Below are 22,705 nucleotides of genomic sequence, written 5' to 3'. Positions count from 1 at the left end.
TTTTATTCGCTAAATTCAGCTTTCCACTCATCTTTAATATCAAGCCCGATAACTGAAGCTGTGTCTTTATTCATTGTGAATATTAACTTCTGTGGAATTTGAACAGGTAAGTCAGCTGGTTTGCTTTCACCTTTAAGAATCTTCACTGCCATTTCTCCTGCTTCGTACCCGATGTCATAGTATTCAAATCCGTATGCTGCTAAAGCACCTCGTTTTACAGAGTCGAATTCGCCAGCCATCATCGGAAGTTTATTTTCGTTTGCCACAGAAATAACCGATTCAAGTGCAGATACCACAGTATTGTCAGTGATGATGTATAAAGAATCTACTTTTCCAATCAATGATTCTGTTGCTTGTTTTACATCAGCAGATGTTGCAACAGATGCCTCAACAACTGTCATGTCCATATCTTTTAGCATTTCTTTAACCGCATCCACTTGTGCACGAGAGTTTTGCTCGCCTGAGTTAAACACCATACCAACCTTTTTAGCGTTTAATTCTTCTTTCAAGAACTTCATCGTATTTGAAATCGCATCTGGATGACTATCGATTGTTCCTGTTACGTTACCGCCTGGTTTTTCCATGGAATCTACTAACTCTGCTCCCACGGCATCTGTTACCGAAGTGAACACAATCGGAATGTCAGAAGTTGCACTCGCAGCAGCCTGAGCACTCGGTGTTGAATTCGCAAAGATTAAATCAACATTAGAGCTGACTAAGTTAGATGCAATTGTTGTACTTGCACTTGCATCACCTTGTGCGATTTGCACATCATATTTTGCTTCAATTCCTGCATCTTCTAAAGCCTTTTTAAAACCATCATAAGCTGCATCTAAGGAAGGATGTTCGACTATCTGAGTGACACCAATGTTAAATGTTTTCGTTTCTCCGTCAGTACTTGTCTTTTCTCCATCACCACATGCCCCAAGAAGTAACGCACTGCTTAACATAGCAACCCCAAATGTTCTCCAACTATTCTTCATTACAATTCCCCCTGTTAACTTAGTTATATTGTATTTAATTGAAACCAAGTAATAGATTGCAACATTTAAAATGTTCCGATAATTTATGAGTGTATCATGCAGTCTCACGAATAACTAGAAGGAATTTACGAATTTAAGTTCTTTATACTTTTTGTACGCTTTTCTTTCGTGGTGGTGCAACATGAATGGCTTGTCCGATTATCCCTTCTACCGCTTCAAGCAGTCCTTCACTGAACCCAGGATGTGCATAAAGAGGGAACTTTACATCTTCTTCTTTGGCAGCCATTTCAAGTAACTGTACAAAAGAGCCTGACATTTCAATGGCGCCTTCGCCAATCATGTGAATACCGCTAATGATTTCAGTTGTGGGATCAGAAATAACTTTTATGAAACCATCTTTCTTTCCAGTGATGGAAGCGTAGCCGTTGCCAGCAAGAGGAAATTGGCTGACGTGAACATCCAGTCCAAAGTCGCGAGCGTTTTGTTCAGTAAGACCTACAGAAACAATCGGTGGAATGGTGTGAGCTACAATTGGCAAAAATGTAAGATCAACTTCGGGTTTCTTTCCAGCAATTACTTCGACAGCAGCCTTTCCTTGCTTGATTGCTTTAACAGCAAGGAGCAAGCCTTCAGTGACGTCACCGATTGCATAAATAGAAGGAATTGATGTTTGCATATTTCCGTCTACTTGGATGAAACCTTCTTCTGATTGGACGATACCTATGCGATTAATACCCAAGGATTCCACATTTGGTTTCCGTACACCAGACACAAAAAGATGAGATCCCTTTATCGTGTCTTCACCGTTTGTATTATGAATAGAAAGTATAATCTCGCTATTCAATTCATTCGTTGACATTATTTGGACATTTTTATGCACAGTTATTTTCCGACGTTTAAATAAACGATTTAGTTCTTTATTAATAGATTCATCGAATGTTTCGCCTTTGTCATCAAACAGAATCGTCACTTTTGAACCTAATGCAGCAAAGCTAGAAGCCACTTCAAGCGCAATATAATCCTGTCCACTTACAATCAGATGTTGTGGAATTTCTTCAAGCTCAAATATTTCATGTGACAACAGAATTCGTTTGCCTTTTTCTTTCAAGTTTGTAGGCATCATTGGCGAGCTGCCTGTTGCAATGATTACCTGTTCGAATTCGAAGATATCAAATTGATGTCCCTTTTCTACACCGATTCGATCTATTCCAAGGAAAGTTGCTTTGCCATTAATGACTTCAATTTTATTCTCTTTACAAAGGCTTTCTACTCCAGCTCTCAGTCCATCAATGACTTTGTTTTTATAAGTAAGAAGCTTATTTACATTAAAAGCGTCATCGCCGTTACCGATTCCTAAATCCTGAAGATGAGAAGTTTCTGAGCGTTTTGTTGCAGCATGGGTAAAGATTTTTGAAGGAATACATCCTTTGTTCAAACAGACGCCACCTAAGTCAGTCTGTTCGATTAATGTAACCGAAAGACCTAGCTGAGCCCCTCGGATGGCGGCAGAGTACCCTCCTGGTCCTCCACCGATGATTATTAGATTTCTTTGCTGACTGATTTCCCCGACAACCATTAAATCATCTCCATGATTAGTTTGTGTGGTTGCTCAATTAGACTGGCAAAGCGGTTAGTAAATGCAACAGCTGTTGCGCCATCAGCAACCCGGTGGTCAAATGCCATGGAAAGCGTCATGATATGACCAATAACAATTTCATCATGATCATTGACGATTGGTCTTTTTTTCGTTTTATGGAAAGCGATTAACGCAGTTTCTGGATAGTTAATAATTGGTGTCGCACCCGTACTTCCAAGTGGTCCTACATTACTAACGGTGAACGTACTGTTTTGCATTTCAAACGGTTGAAGTTTTCCAGCGATGGCTCTCTCGGTCAATCCTTTGACTTCATTGTGAATATCTTTGATTGATTTCTTATCTGCATCATGAAGTACTGGGACAATCAAGCCACTTTCTGTATTTGTTGCAAGACCGATATGATAATTCTTTTTAAGAAGAATCCGACTATTTTCTTCATCAAGTTCCGCGTTAAATATAGGGAAATCTTTTAAAGAAATAACAAGAGCTTTAATAAGAAATGCAGCAACACCAATTGATTCACCAGATGTCTTTAATTCTTCTCTCATTTTAAAAAGATTGGTCATATTTACTTCATCAAAATGCGTAACATGCGGAATCGTGAATAACGATTTCGTCATCTTTTCCGCAATTTTTTTGCGTATTCCTTTGAAAGGAATCTCGTCAGGAGTTTCTTTAGCAAAGTTTACTTTAGGTACAACCTTTTCAGATTCTTTTTCATTTTGTTGTCCCTTTAAGAAACGATATACATCGTCCTCTGTCACTCTTCCGGATGGATCGGTGGCGTGAACGTCTTCTAGATTAATGTTGTTTTCACGAGCGATTTTACGTGTGTATGGTGCTGCAAGTACACGTGAGAATGTGTTTTGCAAAGGGTTTTTTGCTTGTTCATTGGACTGGAATTGTGGTCCTTTCACAGCCTTTGTCATTTCAAGTGGTGTCTTTTGTTCTGTTCTTACGGCATCAGCCGCTTCTATGTAGATGAGACTTGTTCCAACTTGGACTGTCTCACCGGGTTCGATGATAATTTGTTTCACTATACCTGAGCAGGGTGAAGTAAGTTCTGCGATCATTTTGTCTGTTTGCACTTCAACGAGTGGTTGATCAGTACTTACCGTATCTCCAACCTTGACGAAGTAATGAATGACTTCTCCTTCGGTCATTCCTTCTCCGATATCATGTAATTTTACTTCGAGCATTACATTTCCCCCTTAAAAATGAACCACTTTTTCAATTCCTTCCACAACTCGAGCAGGTGTAGGAAGATAATGTTCTTCTAATGTGAAAAATGGGACAGGAACATCAAATCCCGTTATTCTTTCTATAGGAGCACGTAAATAAAGGAAAGAAGTATCATTAATAATCGACACTAGATCATTTCCGAGTCCTCCAGTATTGTGCGCTTCATGAATAATGACCGCTCTTGTTGTCTTTTGTACGGATTGAGCAATAATGTCACGATCAATCGGATACAATGTGCGTAGATCAATAATTTCGCAGCTAATTCCTTTTTTCTCTGCTTGTTCAGCTGCTTTTTCTGCGATAGAAATCATTGCACCCCAAGCGATAAGGGTGACATCCGTTCCTTCACGAACGATTGCCCCTTTGCCAATTTCAACTGTATATTTTCCGACAGGTACTTCTTCTCTCTTAGAACGGTAGTTTTTCATTGTCTCTAATACAAGAACCGGATCTGGATCCTCCATTGCTGCAATAAGTAACCCTTTTGCATCATATGGGTTGGATGGACAAACCACCTTAATACCTGGCATATGTGTGAATAAAATTTCTGTACTATCAGAATGAATTTCTGGTGCACGTATTCCTGCACCATATGGGGCCCTGATAACCATTGGTACTGTAAAATGAGACATCGAACGCATACGGAGGCGTGAAACATGTGTCATAATTTGTTCGTACGCTGGATAGATAAACCCAAGAAATTGAATTTCAGCAATCGGTCTAAAACCGTTTACTGCAAGTCCGATTGATGTGCCAATAATTCCTGCTTCTGAAAGCGGAGTATCTACTACACGCTCTGCACCAAACTTTTCCTGAAGTCCTTCTGTTGCTCTAAATACCCCACCATTTTTACCGATATCTTCTCCAAGGATGATCGTTCTATCATCCTCTTCTAGCATCAAGCGCATGCCATCATTAATCGCTTGAATCATCGTCATTTGTTGTGTTGTCCCATTTTGTTGATCCGACTCTCTCAATTGGGTCATCATGTCACTGCCTTTCTAAATGTGCAAGATATGATTCTTTCTGTTCAGCAAGTTGAGCAGGCATCTCAGCAAATACGTGATCAAAAACATCATTTACGTTCGGTGGTGGGAAATTCTCCATTTCTTCTACAGCTAGTTCTATTTCACTTGTCGTTTTTTCTTTAACCTCATGAATCCATTGTTCGTCCCAAAAGCCATAGTTTTTCATAAACAATTCCATACGAGTAACAGGATCAACAATATGTTCTCCTTGTTCTTTTGGTCGATATTTAGATGGGTCATCAGCTGTCGTATGGGCACCAGTACGCCATGTGACTGCTTCAATCAATGTAGGACCATCCCCGTTGCGAGCATAATCAAACGCTTTTTTCGTTTCAAAATAAACGGCTAAACAGTCATTCCCATCGATTCGGACACCTGGCATTCCATAGGCTACAGACTTTTGTGCAATTGTTGCGGAATTCATTTGCTTTTCAATCGGTACCGAAATGGCATAGCCATTATTTTGATTAAAAAAGACTACGGGAACTTTAAAGACGCTCGCAAAATTTAACCCTTCATGAAAATCGCCTTCTGAAGTAGCTCCATCTCCAAAATAAGCAATTGATGCATTTTTTGTTCCTCGTAATTTTTCAGCCCACGCGGCACCTGCAGCATGAGGTAGCTGTGTTGCAATCGGCACTGCTGGAGGGAAGATGTGTCTGTCTTTTGGTGGTACACACCCCTCTACTCTGCCATTCCAATACAAAAATGTTAGTGCCATGTTTTTTCCGAATGTTAACGTGGCACCGTGATCACGATATGTTGGAAACACCCAGTCATCTTCATTAAGGGCTAACGCACTCCCCACTTGTGCAGCTTCCTGTCCCTCAAAAGGAGCATACGTACCTAGACGTCCTTGACGTTGCAAGTTAATCGCTTTTCTGTCAAAAGTACGAATTCGTATCATGTTGTAATACAGTTCTTTAACCAATTTTCCGTCAATCAGTTTTTCATGACTAGCATCAATCAGTTGTCCTTTATCGTCTATTATTCTCTTTATCGGATAGTTTTGTTCCATTAAACTTGCCTCCTATCAGGATAAGTTGCGAATGGACCACTTTGGTTTCGCAGGTGCTGTATAAAAGCTATTTCGCTTAGATCTATCGGCAATTCTTTTTTCACACATCTGGTTTGCCGATTCCTCGGTTGTTCTGCCGCTACTTCTAGCTTCCTGAAAAACTTCTAAAATCGCATCGTATATATGTTTGGTTTTAGCAAGAACCCGTTCATGGTTAATTCCATACAATTCATCCGCCACTTGAATAAGTCCACCAGAGTTGACGATATAATCAGGAGCGTAAAGAATGCCTTTTTCTTGAAGCATTTTTCCGTGAGTGTCATTTAATAGTTGGTTGTTAGCAGCACCAACAATCGCTTTGACTTTAAACTGAGCGATTGTGTTGTCGTTAATAATCCCGCCAAATGCACAAGGAACAAATATATCCGCTTCCTGAGAATAAATATCTTCTTTAGCAATCACGATGACAGTACCATCTGTAGTTGCTGCTTTTTCTTCAATTGCTAGCAAGTTATCTGGATTAATATCCGTAACATATACGTGAGCTCCTGCTTCAAGCAATCCGCCAGCGACTTTGAATCCGACTTTACCCAGACCTTGTATCGCATATTTATGTCCACCCAGTTCATCATTTCCAAACAGCATATAGTTGGTCGCTTTAATGCCGTACAAAACACCAGCTGCGGTTGGAATGGACGAATCTCCACCCCCACCATACGCTTCGGGAAGCCCGTTGATGAAATTTGTTTCTTTCATCGCGTGAATGAAATCGTCCATCGACGTTCCCATATCCGTTCCAGTATAAAAACGTCCTCCTAGTGAATTAACAAATTGACCAAAAGCACGGAATAATTCAGGTGATTTATCTGTTTTAGGGTCCCCGATGATCACTGCTTTCCCTCCACCGAAATCAACATCGGCCGCAGCGCATTTATATGTCATTCCTTTCGAAAGGCGAAGAACATCTTCTAATGCTTCATCCATACTGTTATATGGTTGCATGCGACATCCGCCGAGTGCTGGACCTAGAGTTGTATTATGGATGGCAATAATTGCTCGTAAACCTGTTGAAGGATCATTACAAAAGACAACTTGTTCATGTTCACTCATTTTATCGAAGAGTTCGAATTCCTTAGTCATGGATGATTCTTCTGCCACTTTCATATGAAAGGCCTCCTTAATATCGATCAAACAAAAATTACGTTATTTGTTATACCGCAGCTTCAATTAACTTTTTTGCAATTGTTTCTTTTGGCAATATAACTTGTCTCACTTCACCAGTCCCGATGATGCCTACATGATTTTTCGCCGTCACTTTTGTAATCACCACATTGTCACGATGTTCAACTAAAATGGCAGTTAGTGTAACCTTAGAACCGAGAGTAGATGCAGCTACATGCTTTAGCTGAACGGATGCCCCCATTCCCTCTTCATGATCTTCCAAAAAAGGAAGAATGATTTTACGGGAAACCCATTCCATATGATATGTCATCGCTACTGTTGAATAGACAGGATGGACAACGACACCTTCAAAAGAAGCAAACATATCTTCCGTTACAATGATTTCAATTGTTTCTTCTCTTCCTATAGCCATACCTTGTTTCATCATCTATCCCCTACTTACGTTGTAGATTATGTAACCCAATTTATTAAGAAAGGTTTAAATCTAATACTTTCACTTCTTTTTCCAATCGTTTTTGTAAACGCTTACATAAAGCGATTTACCTTAATCTCACTAATAGTATTAATGTCGGAATGACCATTTTGGTTTTTTTGAAGTCGTAAAAAAGCCATTGCGTTTTTCTTTGTTCTCAATTCTTCTCTCACACATCTGATTGGCTGATTCCATTGTCGAAATCCCGCTAACCTCTGACATCTTGTAAACTTCTAAAATCGCATCATAAATATGTTTGGTTTTAGCAAGAACACGCTCCTGATTGATTCCATGCAATTCATCGGCTACTTGGATAAGCCCGCCTGAATTGATAATATAATCGGGTGCGTATAAAATCCCTTTTTGTTGAAGTTTTCTTCCGTGACTTTCATGTAAGAGCTGATTGTTAGCAGAACCTGCGATTGCTTTTACTTTGAACAAATCGATTGTATGGTCGTTAATAATACCGCCTAATGCACAAGGTACAAATATATCTGCTTGTTGCGAATAAATATCTTCTCTTGCAACAATTTTCACCGTTCCAGTCGTCGTTGCGGCTTTTTCCTCTATCGCTCGCAGACTTTCTTGACTTATGTCTGTTACGAAGAGATGCGCCCCTTCTTCAAGCAATCCGAAAGCAACTTTAGAGCCAACTTTACCTAAACCTTGTATTGCGTATGTGACTCCACCCAAATCGTCTTTACCAAAAAGGATTTGGTTCGTTGCCTTGATTCCATATAGGACACCTGCTGCTGTTGGTATAGACGAATCGCCTCCACCTCCGTATGCTTTAGGTAAACCTACAATACAATTCGTCTCTTTAACAGAGTGGATGAAATCCTCCATCGTTGTTCCCATATCTGTACCGGTATAAAAACGTCCACCTAATGAGTTTACGAATTGACCGAAAGCACGAAATAATTCAGGTGATTTATCTGTGTTTGGATCACCGATAATGACCGCTTTCCCACCACCAAAATCAACGTCAGCTGCTGCACATTTATAGCTCATTCCTTTTGATAAACGAAGAGCATCTTCCAATGCTTCTTCAACACTGTTATATGGCTGCATACGACAACCACCAAGTGCAGGTCCGAGTGTTGTATTATGAATAGCGATAATTGCACGGAGTCCTGTTGACGGATCATTACAGAAAACGACCTGCTCGTGTTCAGCCATTCTTTCAAAAAGATCAAATTCTCTAGACAATGGAATTCTTTCTGCTATTTCCATCTCCTAATCCCCCTTAGGATTTTACGACATAATATAAACAAGTTTAATTTTGAGGTTTATGATGAAGTATTTTTCAAGTTTTTTTGTCTGTGATTTTTGAGTATATATTCAACGAAATCACCTACAATTAGTGTATGACTCTTTGTTATCGTATAACACTATTTCAACGTAATATTATCAAACCGTAATATCATAGTCAATACAATAATTAGAAAAATCCCTATTTTTAGAATTAAAAGATATTAGCGTACTGCACATCTTTATTAAGATTTCTTTTCAAGAAATTAGCTTCTTCATTCGTATCTAATATCACTAATGAAGGGCAACTACAAAGTTCACAGAACTAAGTAGTTGCCCTTTCACTTAATAAATTTCAGATATAATGTTCGACTAAAAAATTGTTACTTGGTTTTGATTCTTTCAACAATAAAATCAATGTCATTTTTTGATTTGTTGATTTGAATACTTGCTTCGCTCATCATGCTTTCGATTAACTCTTTCACACTTGGAATATGGTCGATTAATCCTGCTACTTGACCACTATTAATAAAACCATTCTCCATGTCACCTTCGATTGCACCTCTCACGTGTTTCTTTTCTGTCGTCAGTTCTCCGTATTGTGCACGTGTCATTCCCTCTTTTTCACGTTGGTCCAATTTAATTGAATATGGTGTCTTTAACATCCTTCTTATCATTCCTACGCTACGACCAACTATTATGGTTTCCGTATCGCTAGCATTCACAAGACTTTCCTTATACACCTCGTGAAACGGAGCTTCTTTCGTAGCAATTAAGCGCGTACCGATTTGCACGCCACTTGCACCTAACATAAGTGCAGCTGCTAGTCCTTTGCCATCTCCAATTCCTCCAGCTGCAATAACTGGAACTTTAACATTCTTCACAATTTGAGGAATCAATGTGAATGTTGTTAATTCAAGCGTCGAATTAATCCCCGCAGCTTCAAAGCCTTCTGCAACTAGAATATCTACTCCTGCAGCCTCTGCTTTATGGGCATGTTTAACTGAGGCTACAAGAGCAATAACTGTTACACCATGCTCATGTAATTTCGTAATATATGGGACTGGGTTTCCAGCTGACAGTGAAACAACCGGAACATTATGCTTGATGACAAGATTAATGAGCTCTTCTGTAAAAGGAGAGACATTAATGGCGATGTTGATCGCAAAATTCTTCTTTGTCATTTTTTTCGTTTGGAGTATAATTTCTTCGACTTCGTTTGGTGACATTGTGCCGCATCCTATTGTTCCAAGACCACCAGCTTCTGAAACAGCCGATGTTAGCTGTGCGTTACTAATATTCCCCATTCCGCCTTGAATAATAGGAAAGTCAATTTGAAGCATTTCGCAAACGTATTTCATTAATTATCCACCTCTACTCAATTATGTTATAGTAAATTCATTAGAAAGACAATTGCGTTAATTTGGAATAGGGGGATAAAATGATGATTGTCACGTTTAAAGGAAAAACACCTGAAATGAATTCTACTGTGTTTGTCGCTCCAGGAGCAAAGATTATCGGAGAAGTTAATATAGGAGCAGAATCAACCATCTGGTTTAATGCCGTGTTGCGCGGAGATGAAGGGCCTATTTCAATTGGAAAAAGATGTAGCATCCAGGACAATTCGACGATTCATTTATATGAAGATGCCCCTGTAGTAGTTGAAGACGAAGTGACAGTCGGCCATAACGTAATTTTGCATGGTTGTAAGGTTGGTAGACGTTCAATTATCGGCATGGGATCAACGATTCTTGATCATGCCGAGATTGGAGAAGAGTGTATTATTGGAGCGAATACATTAATTCCACCCGGAAAGAAAATTCCTTCCCGTTCATTAGTTGTTGGCTCCCCAGGGAAAGTAGTAAGAGAATTGACCGACAAAGATTTTGAAATCATCCAATTATCTATTGATACATATGTAAAAAAAGGCTATGACTACCGTGAAATTTTTCAGGACAAAGAACAAGAATGATATAAAATCGGTTCAAAACAGTAATTTGAATTCACCATAAAGAAAACGTTTGGATTATTGTCCAAGCGTTTTTTATGTCTCTGTTAATATAAATTTTTATTCTATCGTACATTTTCGTTATCACACTCCGCATAACTACCTTTAAAATAAAATCGGTCTTCGGCAGATACACTAGTAGTTAAACTTATAATACGAAAGCCCTCTTATGTTCATGAAGATTAACCAACATACTTTTTATAAAAACTCAATTTCGTTTACACCTTTGTAATTAAGATATATTTGAAAGTTGAGTTCTTCCTTGGAGTAGTCTCTGTATATCGTTTCAAATGATAGAGTGTATAAGTAACCATCACCTGTGTCTGTTAAATACAAGGGTTGTATTGGTCCCAATAAACTAACATTAATTCTTTTCATCATACTCCTCCATTTAGTGTCGAACAGATTAGATTACTACATATTCAAGAGTTCTTAATTTTCAGGGGAGGTTAAGTGTACTCTTTCACAAACTCTCGATTTCATTTTGATTGTCGCCTCTTAGAGATAACTAAACTAACGACAATTCCTACAATACAAGCGATTACAGTTTTCCCAAGAATATTATTAAGAAGTCCTTCGATTACATATCCTTTTAACTTTTGAAATAATATTGCTTCGGGTACCCAATCAATCACAGTACCTATCCCAAATATTTCAGGTAAACTTATTGATACATAAACTAAAACAAATATTATAAGAAACGCTTTTAGGTTCATTAAATCCCCCCATATATCCTTTGCCTTTTAAATTTCACCGCAAAAATCCATAACCCTTGTTAAATTACCTTGCACTGTTAGTAAAATCTCTCCAACAACCAATGAGTTGACTTTAATTTAGCCTTTTTTGATTTTAGTTTTCATGGGAGTTGTAGGAGAATTACAAAAAACCTCTTTTGATCCAAGCTTTTGGAGATTAAAAAACCCAACTAAACAGAGCATAAATTCCAATTAAAGTAAACAATATGATTAATATTAAAACCGCGAAACAACCAATAGTAACTAACTTATCTCCCAAAGTATCGCTAGGTTCTTCCGTCAATTTTTCTTTAACTTTATATTGTAATGAAGAAATTTCCTGATTTAATTGCAGTCTATTTATAATTTCATTATCACCTTTAAATTTTATAGCTCTTGCTATGCTAAAAGAATCGTTTCCCATCGATTTTTCGAATTGGATACACGCTTCTTCCATTTCAGGTGTCTTATTCTTTTCTAAATACCAATATCGACCAGCCATTGCAGGATATTTTAATGCAAAATAGATATCTCCTAATTTTCCACGGACTTCTAATTCATTTGGATAAGTGGAGACTAAACCGTGTAGCCTATCTCTTGCTTTTCCTAAATCACTTTTTTCAATGTCCTCTTCTATCTTCTTTAAAGTTTTAACAGGTATCTTTTCTATAACACACGCCTCCTTCATTAATCTTATTTGCATTTAAATATAAATATCCAATTATTATGAAACATATTATTAAAGTATGTTTTATGGAAGATAGGTAGTTTCATTTTATTTTATATTAAACAACCTTTGCCTTTTACATAGCCAATATTAAAAGTTTAATAATTAACGTTCTCAGTGAGTGACAAGTTTCATTGAATTTCATTTTCCATAAAACTCTCCATTAAAAAATCATCCTGTTCAGCTTACCAGAATGATTTTCGTGGATATAGAATTAAACAGAGGTACCACTGAACAGCCAATATGCAAATAACATCTCAACACTTAGTCAATCATCAATGGATGATCATCTGCATCATACGATTTGTCTTTCCACTGCATATCATTGTCTTCTTGGAATACATCCTCAAAAAACTGACTTGCCGATTGCGCGAGCAACTTATAGTATTGTTCAAACAAAAGTGCCGCATGATTACCATTCCATATTTCTGGAAGGAGTTCTCTAGGAAGTCCAGGGTCAGTAAATAGAAATTTTCGGTATTCATGAACGAGTTTTGTCCGTTCCACAAAACATTCTGCATCTGTCAATTGACCTTTGCCAATCATACTTTGATGGACAATGTACTGTTTGCTGTAGGTTGTGATGAATTCTTGATATTTACCTTCGATTTCTTGAAGCGGCCAGCTTTTTTCAACGAGTGATTTGTCTTCTTGTGGTCCTTTATAAGAGGACACGAAGAAATCTACATAAGATTGAATTTCATACTTTTCTATAAGCAGATTTACTTCTTTTTCAAGATCATTTGGTGAAATCCAACAGCCATTTGAAAAACTCCCAAAACCACTCCATAACAGTTCTTTACGGAGTTCATCGCGAATCTGTCTTTTTTCTTCAGGAATTGTATACATAAGCATACGCCATTTGCCATCCCAATCGTTTGGGTTCAGTTTAAAAATCCGCACAGCAGCTTCTTCCATCCGAGTTTCTCCCCGGTGTGTTAAGAAATAATAACTTTTATTTCCTTTTTTCTCTGAATCAATCCAACCTTGCTTCATCATCCTTGAAACGGCTACTCGAACAGATTGTTCATTGTGACCGAATTCCTTTAATAGACGGATTAAGCTCCCAATCCAAATTTTGTTTCCGTAATGTCGGATATAATCCCCATATATTGTAAAAATCATGGATTGTGTATTTGCCACTAGTACTCACTCTTTCTTTTTTCACTAATTATTATATTTCACGATACTTCCCGACTCTCATTATATCGTTATATCGTAAAAAGGAAAATTTAATTACCAGTGAATACAGGACTTCTTTTTTCACTAAATGCGCTAAGCGCTTCCATTCGGTCTGAAGTTGGAATGGTTAATTCGTAAGCTTTCGATTCAATTGCAAGACCTGTCTGCAAATCCGTATTCATGCCTTGAGTAATGGCATATTTTGCTTGTTTAATCGCAACCTGGCCATTTTTCATGATATCGAAAGCAAGTTGTTCGCAAGTTGGTAAAAGCTCTTCATTCTTAACCACCTTTAACACAACTCCAAGATCGACACCTTCTTCTGCGGTAAACTTTCTTGCTGTGAAAATTAATTCTTTCGCTTTCATTTCTCCTATGAGCCTTGGAAGGCGTTGCGTACCTCCGGCTCCCGGAATAATAGCCCAGCTCGTTTCGGTTAGTCCCATCTTCACACCTTGTGCAGCAATTGAAAAATCACAAGCAATCATCAATTCAAAACCTCCACCAAATGCATAGCCATTTACTGCAGCAATCGTTGGCTGTGGAAGACTAGCAATACTGTTAAAGGCGTCCCTGATGGCTTTGACATTTCTGCGCACTTCAATTTCATTCAATGTTTTGCGTTCTTTCAAATCCGCTCCAGCGCTGAATGATTTTTCTCCTGCACCTGTAAAAATTACGACACTCACTTGTGGATCAAGAGAAATCGAATCAGTCACTTTCTGTAGTTCATCGAGTGTTTCATAATTGAAGCAGTTCATTGCATCTTCTCGGTTAATGGTTACATACGCGATATTGTTTTCTTTCCTATATAATATAGTGCTCATTAGAAATCTCCTCTATAAAAAACTGTCAAACTTCAATAACATGAGATTGATTTTCACTAACTCACTGAGTTCATCGACTATTTAATTTGGGTATCCGACCAACTTTGGACCGTTTCCGACCATTCTCTTGATGGGAGGACACCATTCCACCTGAGAAAGACAACAGTAAACAATTAATACTCAAATCGATCTAGAAAAGAGCTTAACGACATAATTATTCCGATACATTTTCAACAATGGCCGCTATACCTTGTCCAACACCTATACACATGGTAGCAAGTCCGTATTTAACATGTTGTTTTTTCATTTCATATAAAAGAGTAGTCAAAATTCGTGCACCGCTAGCACCAAGGGGGTGTCCAAAGGCAATTGCTCCACCATTTACATTTACTTTTTTGTCATCTAAATCTAATTGGCGTATACATTCAAGTGATTGTGAGGCAAAGGCTTCATTCAACTCAACTAGTCCAATATCATCCTTAGTTAAACCTGCTCGTTCCAGTGCCTTTCTAGTAGCGAAGATAGGACCAAGCCCCATTACGTCTGGTTCTAGTCCAGCTGTTGCTCCAACAACATATCTTGCAAGAGGTTTTAAATTTAGTTCTTTCGCTTTTTCAGCGCTCATCAAAAGCAAAGCGGACGCACCGTCATTGACACCTGAAGCATTACCAGCTGTGACAGTTCCACCTTTGAATATCGGCTTAAGCTTAGTTAGTTTTTCAATGGTGGTATCTGGACGAGGGTGCTCATCTTGGCTCACTACAATTTCGTTGCCTTTCTTATCCACATAAACAACTGGGACAATTTCTTCAGCAAAGCGGTTTTCTTCTATTGCTTTTTTGGCACGTTGTTGGCTTTCAAAAGCAAATAGATCCTGGTCTTCACGCGTTATATTAAAACGCTGAGCAACGTTTTCCGCTGTCTGAGGCATCGAATCTGCACCGTACATTTCCTGCAGCTTATTGTTGGTAAAACGCCAGCCAATGGTTGTATCAAGCATTTCCATATTTCCTCGTGGGAATGCTTGATCTGGCTTCGCCATGACAAATGGTGCTCGCGTCATACTTTCGGTTCCGCCCGCTATATAAATTTCTCCATCTCCTACTGCAATTGCTCTTGCAGCATACATAACGGCATCGAGTCCCGAACCACAAAGCCGGTTAATCGTAGTCCCTGCCACTTCAACAGGAAGGCCCGCTAATAAGCCAGACATCCGAGCTACATTACGGTTATCTTCTCCTGCCTGATTGGCATTTCCTAAAACTACTTCCTCGATTTGACCTGTTAACAGGTTAGGATTTCGTTCTACAAGTGCCTTAATAACGACAGCGCCTAAATCATCTGGGCGCACATCTTTCAACGCTCCATTATATCTTCCAATAGGTGTACGAACTGCATCTACAATGACAACTTCTCTCATTTCTTAATCAACTCTTCTTCTATTGTATAGTCGTATACACCCTTACCGGTTTTTCGTCCGAGGCGTCCTGCTTTGACATACTGTTCAAGAATAGGCGCAGGACGGTACTTCTCCCCAAGCTTTTCGTGTAAATACTTCAAGTTATTTAAGCGAGTGTCGAGCCCAACGAGGTCTACAAGTTCAAATGGACCCATGGGGTAATTTAAGCCAAGTTTAATCGCCTTATCAATTTCTTCAGCTGTCCCAAGTCCTTCTTGCAGCATATAAAATGCTTCGTTGCCAACAAGCGCACTTATCCGACTTGTGATGAATCCAGGGAATTCTTTAATCACAACTGTTTCTTTTCCCATATTTACAGCTACTTCTCTAATTGTTTCAGCTGTGTCATCGCTCGTTTCTAGGCCACGAACAATTTCAACTAGAGGCATTTTATGTACAGGATTGAAAAAGTGCATCGCAATAGTTTTTTCAGGACGCTTAGCAAATGAGGCAATCTCGGTCGGACTCATCGTCGATGTATTCGTTGCAAAATAACAATGTGCAGGTGCAAATTGTTCAATCATTTCAAACACCTGTTTTTTAATAGCCATTTCTTCAGGAACGGCTTCAATAATTAGATCCGCTAGTCCCGCGGCTTTAGACAAATCGCTTTCAAAGCTTAAGTTGCGGTGGGCTTGTTCAGCTTTTTCTGAAGAAATCTTCCCAAGTGAAAGGCCTTTTTTAATAATGGTTTCAATTTCTTGTTTCGCATTTTGCAATGCAGCTTCATTAATGTCAACAACAGTCACTGCATAGCCGCCAACTGCTCCGACATATGCAATTCCTCTTCCCATTAACCCTGAGCCGACCACAACAATTTGCTGAATCATCGTTAAACTCCTCCTTTTAAGGTGAAAGAATACGGACAGGGATTTTGAAATTCCCTGTCCGTCAATTCACTCAAATATTACAGACCGAACGGGTTTAGTGGTCGACTGCCGTAGTACGATAAGATACTTTTCGTTTCTGTATAGAGATCCAGTGTTTCGATGCATAATTCGCGTCCAAATCCTGATTGTTTATAGCCACCGAATGGCGTTCCAGGAAATGCGGAAAACGGACAGTTAATCATGACGATTCCAGCTTGAATTTGATTTGCAACACGTGTAGCTCTTGCACCATCTTTTGACCAAACAGCTGATCCTAATCCGAATTCTGTATCGTTCGCTAAACGAATCGCTTCTTTTTCATCTTTGAATTTCATCACAACCACTACAGGGCCGAAAATTTCATCTTTAACAACGTTCATATCGTGAGTAACGTTCGCAATAATCGTTGGCTCATACCAGAATCCATTTTCGTAGCCTTCAGGTTTCGTGACGTTACCACCAGCAAGAATTTCTGCACCTTCTTTTTTGGCTGATTGAACATAACCATCGATTGTATCAAGTTGACTTTGATCTATGATGGCGCCCATATGTGTAGTTTTATCAAATGGATTTCCTAGCTGTAATTTTTTTGTTTTTTCTACAAATTTGCTCATGAACTTTTCGTACACGTCTTCATGAACATACAAGCGAGAACGAGCTTCACATGACTGGCCGGAGTTGTAGAAAATACCGAATAGAGAACCATCAACTGCTGCATCAATATCCGCATCGTCAAAGACGATACTTGGTGATTTACCGCCAAGTTCAAGTGTGACACGTTTTAGTGTTTGGGATGCTTTGCCCATGATGTCTTTACCTATAGGCGTTGAACCTGTGAATGCAACTTTATTTACTTGTGGATGCTCAACTAAGAAGTTCCCAACTTCAGCTCCTGAACCTGGAATAACGTTCACGACACCAGCTGGAACTCCCGCTTCTAGGCAAATTTCTCCTAAGATAATAGCCGTTAAAGGAGTTAGTGAAGCTGGTTTAACAATGACAGTACAACCAACTGCTATAGCAGGTGCCACTTTCCATGCTGCCATCATCAGTGGATAGTTCCACGGGATGATTTGCGCACAAACACCTACTGCCTCTTTTTCAGTGTAATTATGGAATTGGCCTGGAACGTTATTTACTGTCCCACGGTGACCAACGATCGCGCCAGCATAAAACTCGAAATCTTCAATAGCTTGCGTGACTTGCCCTTGTGCAGCATGAAGAGATTTTCCTGTATCTAAAATTTCTAACTCAACTAGCTCGTTAAATCGACTACGCATGATAGCGGCAATTTTGTTTAAAACTTGTGACCGCTTGCTCACAGGAAATAATTTCCACTTCCCGTTATCAAATGCATTACGCGCAGCAGCAATCGCACTTTCCGCATCTTCTTTTGAGGCTTTTGCAACTTCTGCAATAAGTTCTCCTGTAGCAGGGTTAAAGGTTTTAATCGTCTCTCCTGTACTACTTTTCACTTTTTCTCCATTAATAATTAAATGATAAAAATCACGTTTCATCGATTCTTGTCCAACTTCATTTTCACGAATTGTTGTCATAAGCTCTTTCTCCCCCTATTGTCCTGTATAAACAGGTTTTCTCTTCTCCATGAATGCATTTAGGCCTTCGCGGTGATCTTTTGTAAGACCTGCAATTCTCTGTCCTTGGGCTTCTTGTTCAAGATAGTCTTCAAAAGATAGGTTGGTTGTCGATTTTAATGAGCGTTTAATTAACCCAATTGCTTTAGTTGGTAATGCGGCAATCCTAGCTGCATATGCAGTTACATCTTCTATCCAGGTTTCTTCAGAAATTAATTGATTTGCTAGACCCATATCAACAGCAACAGCTGCTGACACTTTTTCTCCTAAAATCGATAGTTCCAAAGCTTTAGAATGTCCAACGAGTTGTGTTAAATAATAGAGATTTCCTGAATCTGGAATGAGTCCGACATGAATAAAAGCGTTCAAAAAACTACCGCGTTCTGAAACAACTCTGAAGTCACATGCCAGTGCTAGACTAAATCCAGCTCCTGCTGCTACTCCATTTACTGCGGCAATAATTGGTTTTTCACATTGTCTAATTTGTTTAATCATCGGTCCGTAATGGTCTCTTAATACTTGACCATGATCCATCTGTTCATCAACTTCTGAAAGATCCTGACCAGAGCAAAATGCGCGCCCTTCACCAGTGATGACAATACAACGAACTTGATTATCAGAGGAAGCCGCTTTTATCGCATCCTTCACTTCACGGTTCATTTGTGCAATAAATGCATTTAGTTTGTCAGGTCTATTTAAATAGAGCCATGCAATGTTGTCTTTAACGTTATAGCGAATCGTCTCAAACATAGAACACTCTCCTTATTTACCTTTATAATCCGGCTTTCTTTTCTCAATAAACGCATTCATGCCTTCTTTTTGATCCTGTGTAGCAAACAACAAATAGAAGTTTTTCCGTTCATATTGCATTCCTTCATATAAAGAAGAATCTACTGCCTTATTTACGGAGTCCTTAATGAGACGCATCGATAGTGGTGGTTGTTTAGAAAGTCTGCTTGCAAATTTCATCGTTTCTTCCATTAACAGTTCTGGAGCGACGATTTTATTAATGATTCCGTGTTTTAGAGCTACTTCCGCAGAAATACGTTCACCAGTCCATAGCCATTCTAATGCTTTCGTGCGCCCTACAAGTTTAGTTAGGCGCTGCGTGCCACCTGCACCAGGCATTACACCAAGACTTACCTCTGGAAATGCAAAATCGGTATTACTTGCCGATATTAGTACATCACAGCAAAGAGCAAGTTCGAATCCACCACCGAAAACAAACCCATGAACTGCCCCAATGATTGGTTTTTTAATAAGTGCTAAACGATCCCATTCAGCAAATTGATTTAATAACTCCAGACTGATTGGATTAGCTTCCGTCATTTCATCGATATCTGCTCCTGCTGAAAAGGCTCGACCTTTTCCAGTCAGTACGATGACACGGACAGTATCGTTACGATCAAAAGCTTCCATTGCCACAACTATTTCACTTATCATTTTTGTATTCAAAGAATTTAACTGTCGGGGGCGATTAAGTTCTATTACCGCAGTACTTCCCATTAAGGTAGTTTCAATGAAATCAAAGCTATTCATTATGCATCTTCACCTATTATGAGTGTGACTAAGTTACCTGCAAATCCCATTAGGTCCTTGCCAGATGCTTTTCCTTCAGGTGATCGAACGCCTTGTTGCAACGATTCTAAATCATCGTAAATCATCTCACACATAAGGTAGTATTTTGCTTCTCCCCCCATTGGAGATCCAGTCATTTTTGTAACTTTCATTTCACGAAGTCCAGGAATTTTCGCTGTAAGTGGTCCATGAACGTTGAAGTAATGATTATCAAATTCCTCTTTGTTTTCAGGGTGTTTGTATAATGCGATTAATTTAGCCATTTATAAATCTCCTCACTTTACATTAGTGTAGAAACAGGTTTCATTGCTTCAAAAACATTTTTACAGGACTTACAATACAGAATGCTTCTGCATGCAGTTGGTCCAAAAATATTATCTAGCGTTACATATGTAGATCCACAATATGCGCAGTCTACATGCCATGAGCCGTCATCTTCAAAATGACGGGGGGGTGGAGCTATTCCAAATGCTCTCAGACCAATTTGACCTTTTTCAGTTATTCGGTCGGAAGTCCACGGTGGATGAAAGACGAACACTACTTCAACTTCTCCTACTCCTGGCAGTTCCTTTACAGCATTCTTCGTATTGTTCTTTATGATTTCAAGCGCTGGGCATCCAAGAAAAGTCGGCAAGAGAACTACTTTTACGTTATTTTCTTGAGTAGTGACCTTTTCCACCATGCCTAGGTCAACAATGCTGACTGAATCAATCTCTGGATCTTTTACATGGGTAAGAACTTCATATACTAGCTCAGCAGAAACTTTTCCAATTGTGGTCATTACCGTACCCCTTTCCTTTAACTGATTACCAGGTTGCGACTGGATCAAGCATGTAAACTTCGGAAAGTGTGATTAGTGCTTCATCTAAGTCTTTTGTGTGTTCACCTTTTCTCCCATTTTTCACAGACTGTTCAGGAATCTTCGGTACTTCCATTTGAAGTGCGCTAAATACTGGCTGCAGACTTGCTATCCAGTTTGCCTTCAACTGTTCCTCATTACCTATTAGTTTAGTCGTCTCAATCGCATGTTTTTGGTTGCCATATGAGAAGACATCGCCAAAGTCATTCATAACAAGCTTAAGTGCAGCATCCATTTTAGTTTTTGCTACAGCTGTTGAACTCATTAGCTGTTTAAACCAGGTTTCCCAGTGTAGCTTATGGTAATAAAGTTCAATTCTCACTTTTACCGCTGCTTCTGCTAAAGGTTGATATGTACTGCCACACAAAGAATCAACTTTAACTTTTTTCGCCTGTGTATATAGATAACTTCTGACTACTGCATATGCCCAGTCATAATGAGGAGTTTCCATATAATAACCTTCGCCATTCACGCGCTCCGTCAATATGCTATTTCTTCTGTCGGATGCCTTTCGGAAATGGGCTAGGTCATTGGCATTTCCTGCTCCAAGATTTTCAAGAAGCGTGTAATACATGGCTGCATGGCCCATGCTGTCTTGACTAATTGATGAAAAAGCAATATCTGCTTCAATATGAGGAGCGAGTCCTAACCATTCTGATCCACGGTAGGCATACATAAAGTCGTCATCAGCTAACTGGAATAACAAGCTCTTGATTGCTTCATTATTTTCTACTGTTAAATCATTTGGACTGTTGCTCATTTTTTTCGCCTCCCCATGACAGAATCTCTTTTTCATCTAGTATTTCTTGTTCGTACTTCCGCCACTTTTTCTTTAAGTAGCCATACCCTTTTGTTGTGCGGTAATCTTTGTTTTCAAGACGGCCGAGCGTCAGTTTCTCATCGTGACTCATTTTTCTAAGGTGTTTTCTATTTACAATCCAAATATCAGCAACTGGCTCTCGGCGCATAAAGTTTTCCTGTGCCATAATGAATGCCATTTCTTCATTTGGAGCCAGTAAACTGAATTGGTGCTGCAAGACAGAACTCGTCGTTCGTTTGCTGAAGACTTCATATTCTTGATAAAATGTATTCTCTTCCCCCATTATCCTGACTCCTTTCTTTATCTAATTGAATGACTTAATGCGTCCCTTACCCATGAATTGTATTCATAAGACTGACGTCTCAAGTTCAGACGTGCTTCTGAACGAGGACCCTGATTTTTAATAATTTTCTTGAATTCATTCCAATCTGGCTGTTTGTATGACCACATCTGATTTACTTTATCGTAGTGCATTGTTGCATCTGGAATGGTCAAACCAAGTGATAGAATTCGTGGAATGTATTTGTCAAAAAAGAGCTGTCTAAATTCTTCATTGGTTTTCGTTCGGATTTTATATCTTATTGTTAAATCTTGTTTGGAAGACCCCGTTGTTTCCTTGCTAGCTGGACCAAAGAACATCAGGAGAGCTTCCCACCAACGATTTAGTGACTCTTGAATCATCGCCTTTTGTTGTTCGGTTCCTTCTGTTAACGCCATGATAATGGATTCTCCATGCTGAGCATGAAATACTTCTTCAGCACAAATGCGTTGAAGTGCTCGAGCGTATGGACCATATGAAGCTTTAAGCATATTTGTCTGGGTGATAATCGCTGCACCGTCAACAAGCCAGCCTATAATTCCAGCATCTGCCCATGTTTTTGTTTCCATGTGAAAAACATTATGGAACTTTAAGTCACCATTAAATAAATCTTGCATTAAATCTCCACGGTTTTTACCGTATGGCTCTAGAAGATCTTCTGTGACTCTTAGAAGGAGTTGGCCATGGCCCATTTCGTCTTGAACCTTTGCCATAATGCCGAGCTTTCGATAAAGAGAAGGAGCTTTTGGTACCCATTCTTTTTCAGGAAGTGCCCCCATGATCTCGCTCATCCCGTGCATTGAAATTAATTTAATCAATGTCTGTCTGTAATCTTCAGGCATCCAATCATCTGCTTCAATCTTTTCCCCAGCTTCAATCCGCTGCATAAAGTTTGCTAACTGACTTTCTTCAGAGATCGTGTTTAAACTTGCCATTCCAACTCCCCCTTTATGTA

General features: G+C 39.1%; 24 protein-coding genes. 1 reads left to right on the top strand and 23 read right to left on the bottom strand.

The genetic code is table 11. The features are described from left to right. Positions 1-2: 2 nt before the first annotated feature. The 9 genes from WBG45_RS06255 to WBG45_RS06215 form a co-directional block, all read right to left on the bottom strand. Positions 3-983, bottom strand: coding sequence for an ABC transporter substrate-binding protein (locus WBG45_RS06255; protein WP_424412981.1), 981 nt, complete (start codon positions 981-983; stop codon positions 3-5). A 142-nt stretch (positions 984-1,125) separates the two neighbouring features. Next, on the bottom strand, positions 1,126-2,559 hold the full coding sequence (gene lpdA / locus WBG45_RS06250; RefSeq protein ID WP_424412980.1) for a dihydrolipoyl dehydrogenase: 1,434 nt from the start codon (positions 2,557-2,559) through the stop codon (positions 1,126-1,128). Continuing rightward, a complete protein-coding gene (locus WBG45_RS06245; protein WP_424412978.1) occupies positions 2,559-3,779 on the bottom strand; it encodes a dihydrolipoamide acetyltransferase family protein in 1,221 nt (406 codons plus the stop codon). Before WBG45_RS06245 ends, lpdA begins: the two co-directional genes overlap by 1 nt. Before the next feature lie 12 nt (positions 3,780-3,791). Then, positions 3,792-4,811 carry an alpha-ketoacid dehydrogenase subunit beta gene (locus WBG45_RS06240; RefSeq protein WP_424412976.1) on the bottom strand — a complete coding sequence of 340 codons (1,020 nt, stop codon included), beginning with the start codon at positions 4,809-4,811 and terminating at the stop codon, positions 3,792-3,794. 1 nt (position 4,812) lies between these two features. Beyond that, positions 4,813-5,868, bottom strand: a complete 1,056-nt coding sequence (gene pdhA / locus WBG45_RS06235; protein ID WP_424412974.1) for a pyruvate dehydrogenase (acetyl-transferring) E1 component subunit alpha — start codon at positions 5,866-5,868, stop codon at positions 4,813-4,815. Between the two features lie 15 nt (positions 5,869-5,883). Further along, positions 5,884-7,032, bottom strand: coding sequence for a Leu/Phe/Val dehydrogenase (locus WBG45_RS06230; RefSeq protein WP_424412973.1), 1,149 nt, complete (start codon positions 7,030-7,032; stop codon positions 5,884-5,886). 46 nt (positions 7,033-7,078) lie between these two features. Beyond that, positions 7,079-7,474: a thioesterase family protein gene (locus WBG45_RS06225; protein ID WP_424412971.1), complete on the bottom strand. Its 396-nt coding sequence runs from the start codon at positions 7,472-7,474 to the stop codon at positions 7,079-7,081. A gap of 138 nt (positions 7,475-7,612) precedes the next feature. Next, positions 7,613-8,755 carry a Leu/Phe/Val dehydrogenase gene (locus WBG45_RS06220; RefSeq protein WP_424412969.1) on the bottom strand — a complete coding sequence of 381 codons (1,143 nt, stop codon included), beginning with the start codon at positions 8,753-8,755 and terminating at the stop codon, positions 7,613-7,615. Positions 8,756-9,156: 401 nt separating this feature from the next. Beyond that, positions 9,157-10,134, bottom strand: a complete 978-nt coding sequence (locus WBG45_RS06215) for an NAD(P)H-dependent flavin oxidoreductase (RefSeq protein ID WP_424412967.1) — start codon at positions 10,132-10,134, stop codon at positions 9,157-9,159. A gap of 83 nt (positions 10,135-10,217) precedes the next feature. On the opposite strand from WBG45_RS06215, the gene WBG45_RS06210 reads away from it, so the two are divergent. After that, complete coding sequence (locus tag WBG45_RS06210; RefSeq protein ID WP_424412965.1) at positions 10,218-10,745, top strand: gamma carbonic anhydrase family protein; 528 nt, start codon at positions 10,218-10,220, stop codon at positions 10,743-10,745. 515 nt (positions 10,746-11,260) lie between these two features. On the opposite strand, the gene WBG45_RS06205 is transcribed toward WBG45_RS06210, so the two are convergent. The 14 genes from WBG45_RS06205 to paaA form a co-directional block, all read right to left on the bottom strand. Next, positions 11,261-11,497: a hypothetical protein gene (locus WBG45_RS06205; protein ID WP_424412963.1), complete on the bottom strand. Its 237-nt coding sequence runs from the start codon at positions 11,495-11,497 to the stop codon at positions 11,261-11,263. Positions 11,498-11,693: 196 nt separating this feature from the next. Continuing rightward, a complete protein-coding gene (locus WBG45_RS06200; protein WP_424412961.1) occupies positions 11,694-12,218 on the bottom strand; it encodes a DUF6584 family protein in 525 nt (174 codons plus the stop codon). A gap of 288 nt (positions 12,219-12,506) precedes the next feature. Then, a complete protein-coding gene (paaX, locus tag WBG45_RS06195) occupies positions 12,507-13,367 on the bottom strand; it encodes a phenylacetic acid degradation operon negative regulatory protein PaaX (RefSeq protein WP_424413007.1) in 861 nt (286 codons plus the stop codon). A gap of 107 nt (positions 13,368-13,474) precedes the next feature. Next, entirely contained in the window at positions 13,475-14,251 is a 777-nt protein-coding gene (locus WBG45_RS06190; RefSeq protein WP_424412960.1) for an enoyl-CoA hydratase-related protein, read from the bottom strand. 214 nt (positions 14,252-14,465) lie between these two features. Next, positions 14,466-15,671, bottom strand: coding sequence for a 3-oxoadipyl-CoA thiolase (locus WBG45_RS06185; protein ID WP_424412958.1), 1,206 nt, complete (start codon positions 15,669-15,671; stop codon positions 14,466-14,468). After that, positions 15,668-16,540, bottom strand: coding sequence for a 3-hydroxyacyl-CoA dehydrogenase (locus WBG45_RS06180; RefSeq protein ID WP_424412956.1), 873 nt, complete (start codon positions 16,538-16,540; stop codon positions 15,668-15,670). The genes WBG45_RS06185 and WBG45_RS06180 overlap by 4 nt, the downstream gene beginning before the upstream one ends. A 77-nt stretch (positions 16,541-16,617) precedes the next feature. Further along, complete coding sequence (locus WBG45_RS06175) at positions 16,618-18,135, bottom strand: aldehyde dehydrogenase family protein (protein WP_424412954.1); 1,518 nt, start codon at positions 18,133-18,135, stop codon at positions 16,618-16,620. 15 nt (positions 18,136-18,150) lie between these two features. Continuing rightward, positions 18,151-18,924, bottom strand: a complete 774-nt coding sequence (locus WBG45_RS06170; protein WP_424412952.1) for an enoyl-CoA hydratase-related protein — start codon at positions 18,922-18,924, stop codon at positions 18,151-18,153. Between the two features lie 12 nt (positions 18,925-18,936). Next, positions 18,937-19,713 (bottom strand): enoyl-CoA hydratase/isomerase family protein, encoded by a 777-nt coding sequence (locus WBG45_RS06165; protein ID WP_424412951.1) that lies wholly within the window; start codon positions 19,711-19,713, stop codon positions 18,937-18,939. After that, the gene (locus tag WBG45_RS06160) at positions 19,713-20,015 is read right to left on the bottom strand and encodes an EthD family reductase (protein WP_424412950.1); all 303 of its coding nucleotides are present in this window, start codon (positions 20,013-20,015) and stop codon (positions 19,713-19,715) included. The genes WBG45_RS06165 and WBG45_RS06160 overlap by 1 nt, the downstream gene beginning before the upstream one ends. 17 nt (positions 20,016-20,032) lie before the next feature. Then, the gene (gene paaD / locus WBG45_RS06155; RefSeq protein ID WP_424412949.1) at positions 20,033-20,533 is read right to left on the bottom strand and encodes a 1,2-phenylacetyl-CoA epoxidase subunit PaaD; all 501 of its coding nucleotides are present in this window, start codon (positions 20,531-20,533) and stop codon (positions 20,033-20,035) included. Between the two features lie 25 nt (positions 20,534-20,558). Then, a complete protein-coding gene (gene paaC, locus WBG45_RS06150) occupies positions 20,559-21,371 on the bottom strand; it encodes a 1,2-phenylacetyl-CoA epoxidase subunit PaaC (RefSeq protein WP_424412948.1) in 813 nt (270 codons plus the stop codon). Further along, the gene (paaB, locus tag WBG45_RS06145) at positions 21,352-21,714 is read right to left on the bottom strand and encodes a 1,2-phenylacetyl-CoA epoxidase subunit PaaB (protein ID WP_424412947.1); all 363 of its coding nucleotides are present in this window, start codon (positions 21,712-21,714) and stop codon (positions 21,352-21,354) included. Before paaB ends, paaC begins: the two co-directional genes overlap by 20 nt. 17 nt (positions 21,715-21,731) lie before the next feature. Then, positions 21,732-22,685 carry a 1,2-phenylacetyl-CoA epoxidase subunit PaaA gene (paaA, locus tag WBG45_RS06140; protein WP_424413005.1) on the bottom strand — a complete coding sequence of 318 codons (954 nt, stop codon included), beginning with the start codon at positions 22,683-22,685 and terminating at the stop codon, positions 21,732-21,734. Between the last annotated feature and the right edge of the window lie 20 nt (positions 22,686-22,705).

It is taken from the genome of Paenisporosarcina sp., from assembly GCF_049671445.1.
GTDB lineage: Bacteria > Bacillota > Bacilli > Bacillales_A > Planococcaceae > Paenisporosarcina.
The sequence above is the reverse complement of the archived record's forward strand: the minus strand, read 5'-3'. Positions and strand labels throughout refer to the sequence as shown.

What these genes read in the sequence shown, in the direction of transcription:
- WBG45_RS06225 (WP_424412971.1), bottom strand. Translation starts at nt 7,474, where the DNA reads ATGAAACAAGGTATGGCTATAGGAAGAGAAGAAACAATTGAAATCATT.
- WBG45_RS06160 (WP_424412950.1), bottom strand. Translation starts at nt 20,015, where the DNA reads ATGGCTAAATTAATCGCATTATACAAACACCCTGAAAACAAAGAGGAA.
- pdhA (WP_424412974.1), bottom strand. Translation starts at nt 5,868, where the DNA reads ATGGAACAAAACTATCCGATAAAGAGAATAATAGACGATAAAGGACAA.
- paaB (WP_424412947.1), bottom strand. Translation starts at nt 21,714, where the DNA reads ATGGGGGAAGAGAATACATTTTATCAAGAATATGAAGTCTTCAGCAAA.
- WBG45_RS06185 (WP_424412958.1), bottom strand. Translation starts at nt 15,671, where the DNA reads ATGAGAGAAGTTGTCATTGTAGATGCAGTTCGTACACCTATTGGAAGA.
- WBG45_RS06245 (WP_424412978.1), bottom strand. Translation starts at nt 3,779, where the DNA reads ATGCTCGAAGTAAAATTACATGATATCGGAGAAGGAATGACCGAAGGA.
- WBG45_RS06255 (WP_424412981.1), bottom strand. Translation starts at nt 983, where the DNA reads ATGAAGAATAGTTGGAGAACATTTGGGGTTGCTATGTTAAGCAGTGCG.
- WBG45_RS06205 (WP_424412963.1), bottom strand. Translation starts at nt 11,497, where the DNA reads ATGAACCTAAAAGCGTTTCTTATAATATTTGTTTTAGTTTATGTATCA.
- WBG45_RS06190 (WP_424412960.1), bottom strand. Translation starts at nt 14,251, where the DNA reads ATGAGCACTATATTATATAGGAAAGAAAACAATATCGCGTATGTAACC.
- paaA (WP_424413005.1), bottom strand. Translation starts at nt 22,685, where the DNA reads ATGGCAAGTTTAAACACGATCTCTGAAGAAAGTCAGTTAGCAAACTTT.
- WBG45_RS06210 (WP_424412965.1), top strand. Translation starts at nt 10,218, where the DNA reads ATGATTGTCACGTTTAAAGGAAAAACACCTGAAATGAATTCTACTGTG.
- WBG45_RS06220 (WP_424412969.1), bottom strand. Translation starts at nt 8,755, where the DNA reads ATGGAAATAGCAGAAAGAATTCCATTGTCTAGAGAATTTGATCTTTTT.
- WBG45_RS06165 (WP_424412951.1), bottom strand. Translation starts at nt 19,713, where the DNA reads ATGAATAGCTTTGATTTCATTGAAACTACCTTAATGGGAAGTACTGCG.
- WBG45_RS06170 (WP_424412952.1), bottom strand. Translation starts at nt 18,924, where the DNA reads ATGTTTGAGACGATTCGCTATAACGTTAAAGACAACATTGCATGGCTC.
- WBG45_RS06240 (WP_424412976.1), bottom strand. Translation starts at nt 4,811, where the DNA reads ATGATGACCCAATTGAGAGAGTCGGATCAACAAAATGGGACAACACAA.
- WBG45_RS06215 (WP_424412967.1), bottom strand. Translation starts at nt 10,134, where the DNA reads ATGAAATACGTTTGCGAAATGCTTCAAATTGACTTTCCTATTATTCAA.
- WBG45_RS06180 (WP_424412956.1), bottom strand. Translation starts at nt 16,540, where the DNA reads ATGATTCAGCAAATTGTTGTGGTCGGCTCAGGGTTAATGGGAAGAGGA.
- lpdA (WP_424412980.1), bottom strand. Translation starts at nt 2,559, where the DNA reads ATGGTTGTCGGGGAAATCAGTCAGCAAAGAAATCTAATAATCATCGGT.
- WBG45_RS06175 (WP_424412954.1), bottom strand. Translation starts at nt 18,135, where the DNA reads ATGACAACAATTCGTGAAAATGAAGTTGGACAAGAATCGATGAAACGT.
- paaC (WP_424412948.1), bottom strand. Translation starts at nt 21,371, where the DNA reads ATGAGCAACAGTCCAAATGATTTAACAGTAGAAAATAATGAAGCAATC.
- WBG45_RS06200 (WP_424412961.1), bottom strand. Translation starts at nt 12,218, where the DNA reads ATGCAAATAAGATTAATGAAGGAGGCGTGTGTTATAGAAAAGATACCT.
- paaX (WP_424413007.1), bottom strand. Translation starts at nt 13,367, where the DNA reads ATGATTTTTACAATATATGGGGATTATATCCGACATTACGGAAACAAA.
- paaD (WP_424412949.1), bottom strand. Translation starts at nt 20,533, where the DNA reads ATGACCACAATTGGAAAAGTTTCTGCTGAGCTAGTATATGAAGTTCTT.
- WBG45_RS06230 (WP_424412973.1), bottom strand. Translation starts at nt 7,032, where the DNA reads ATGAAAGTGGCAGAAGAATCATCCATGACTAAGGAATTCGAACTCTTC.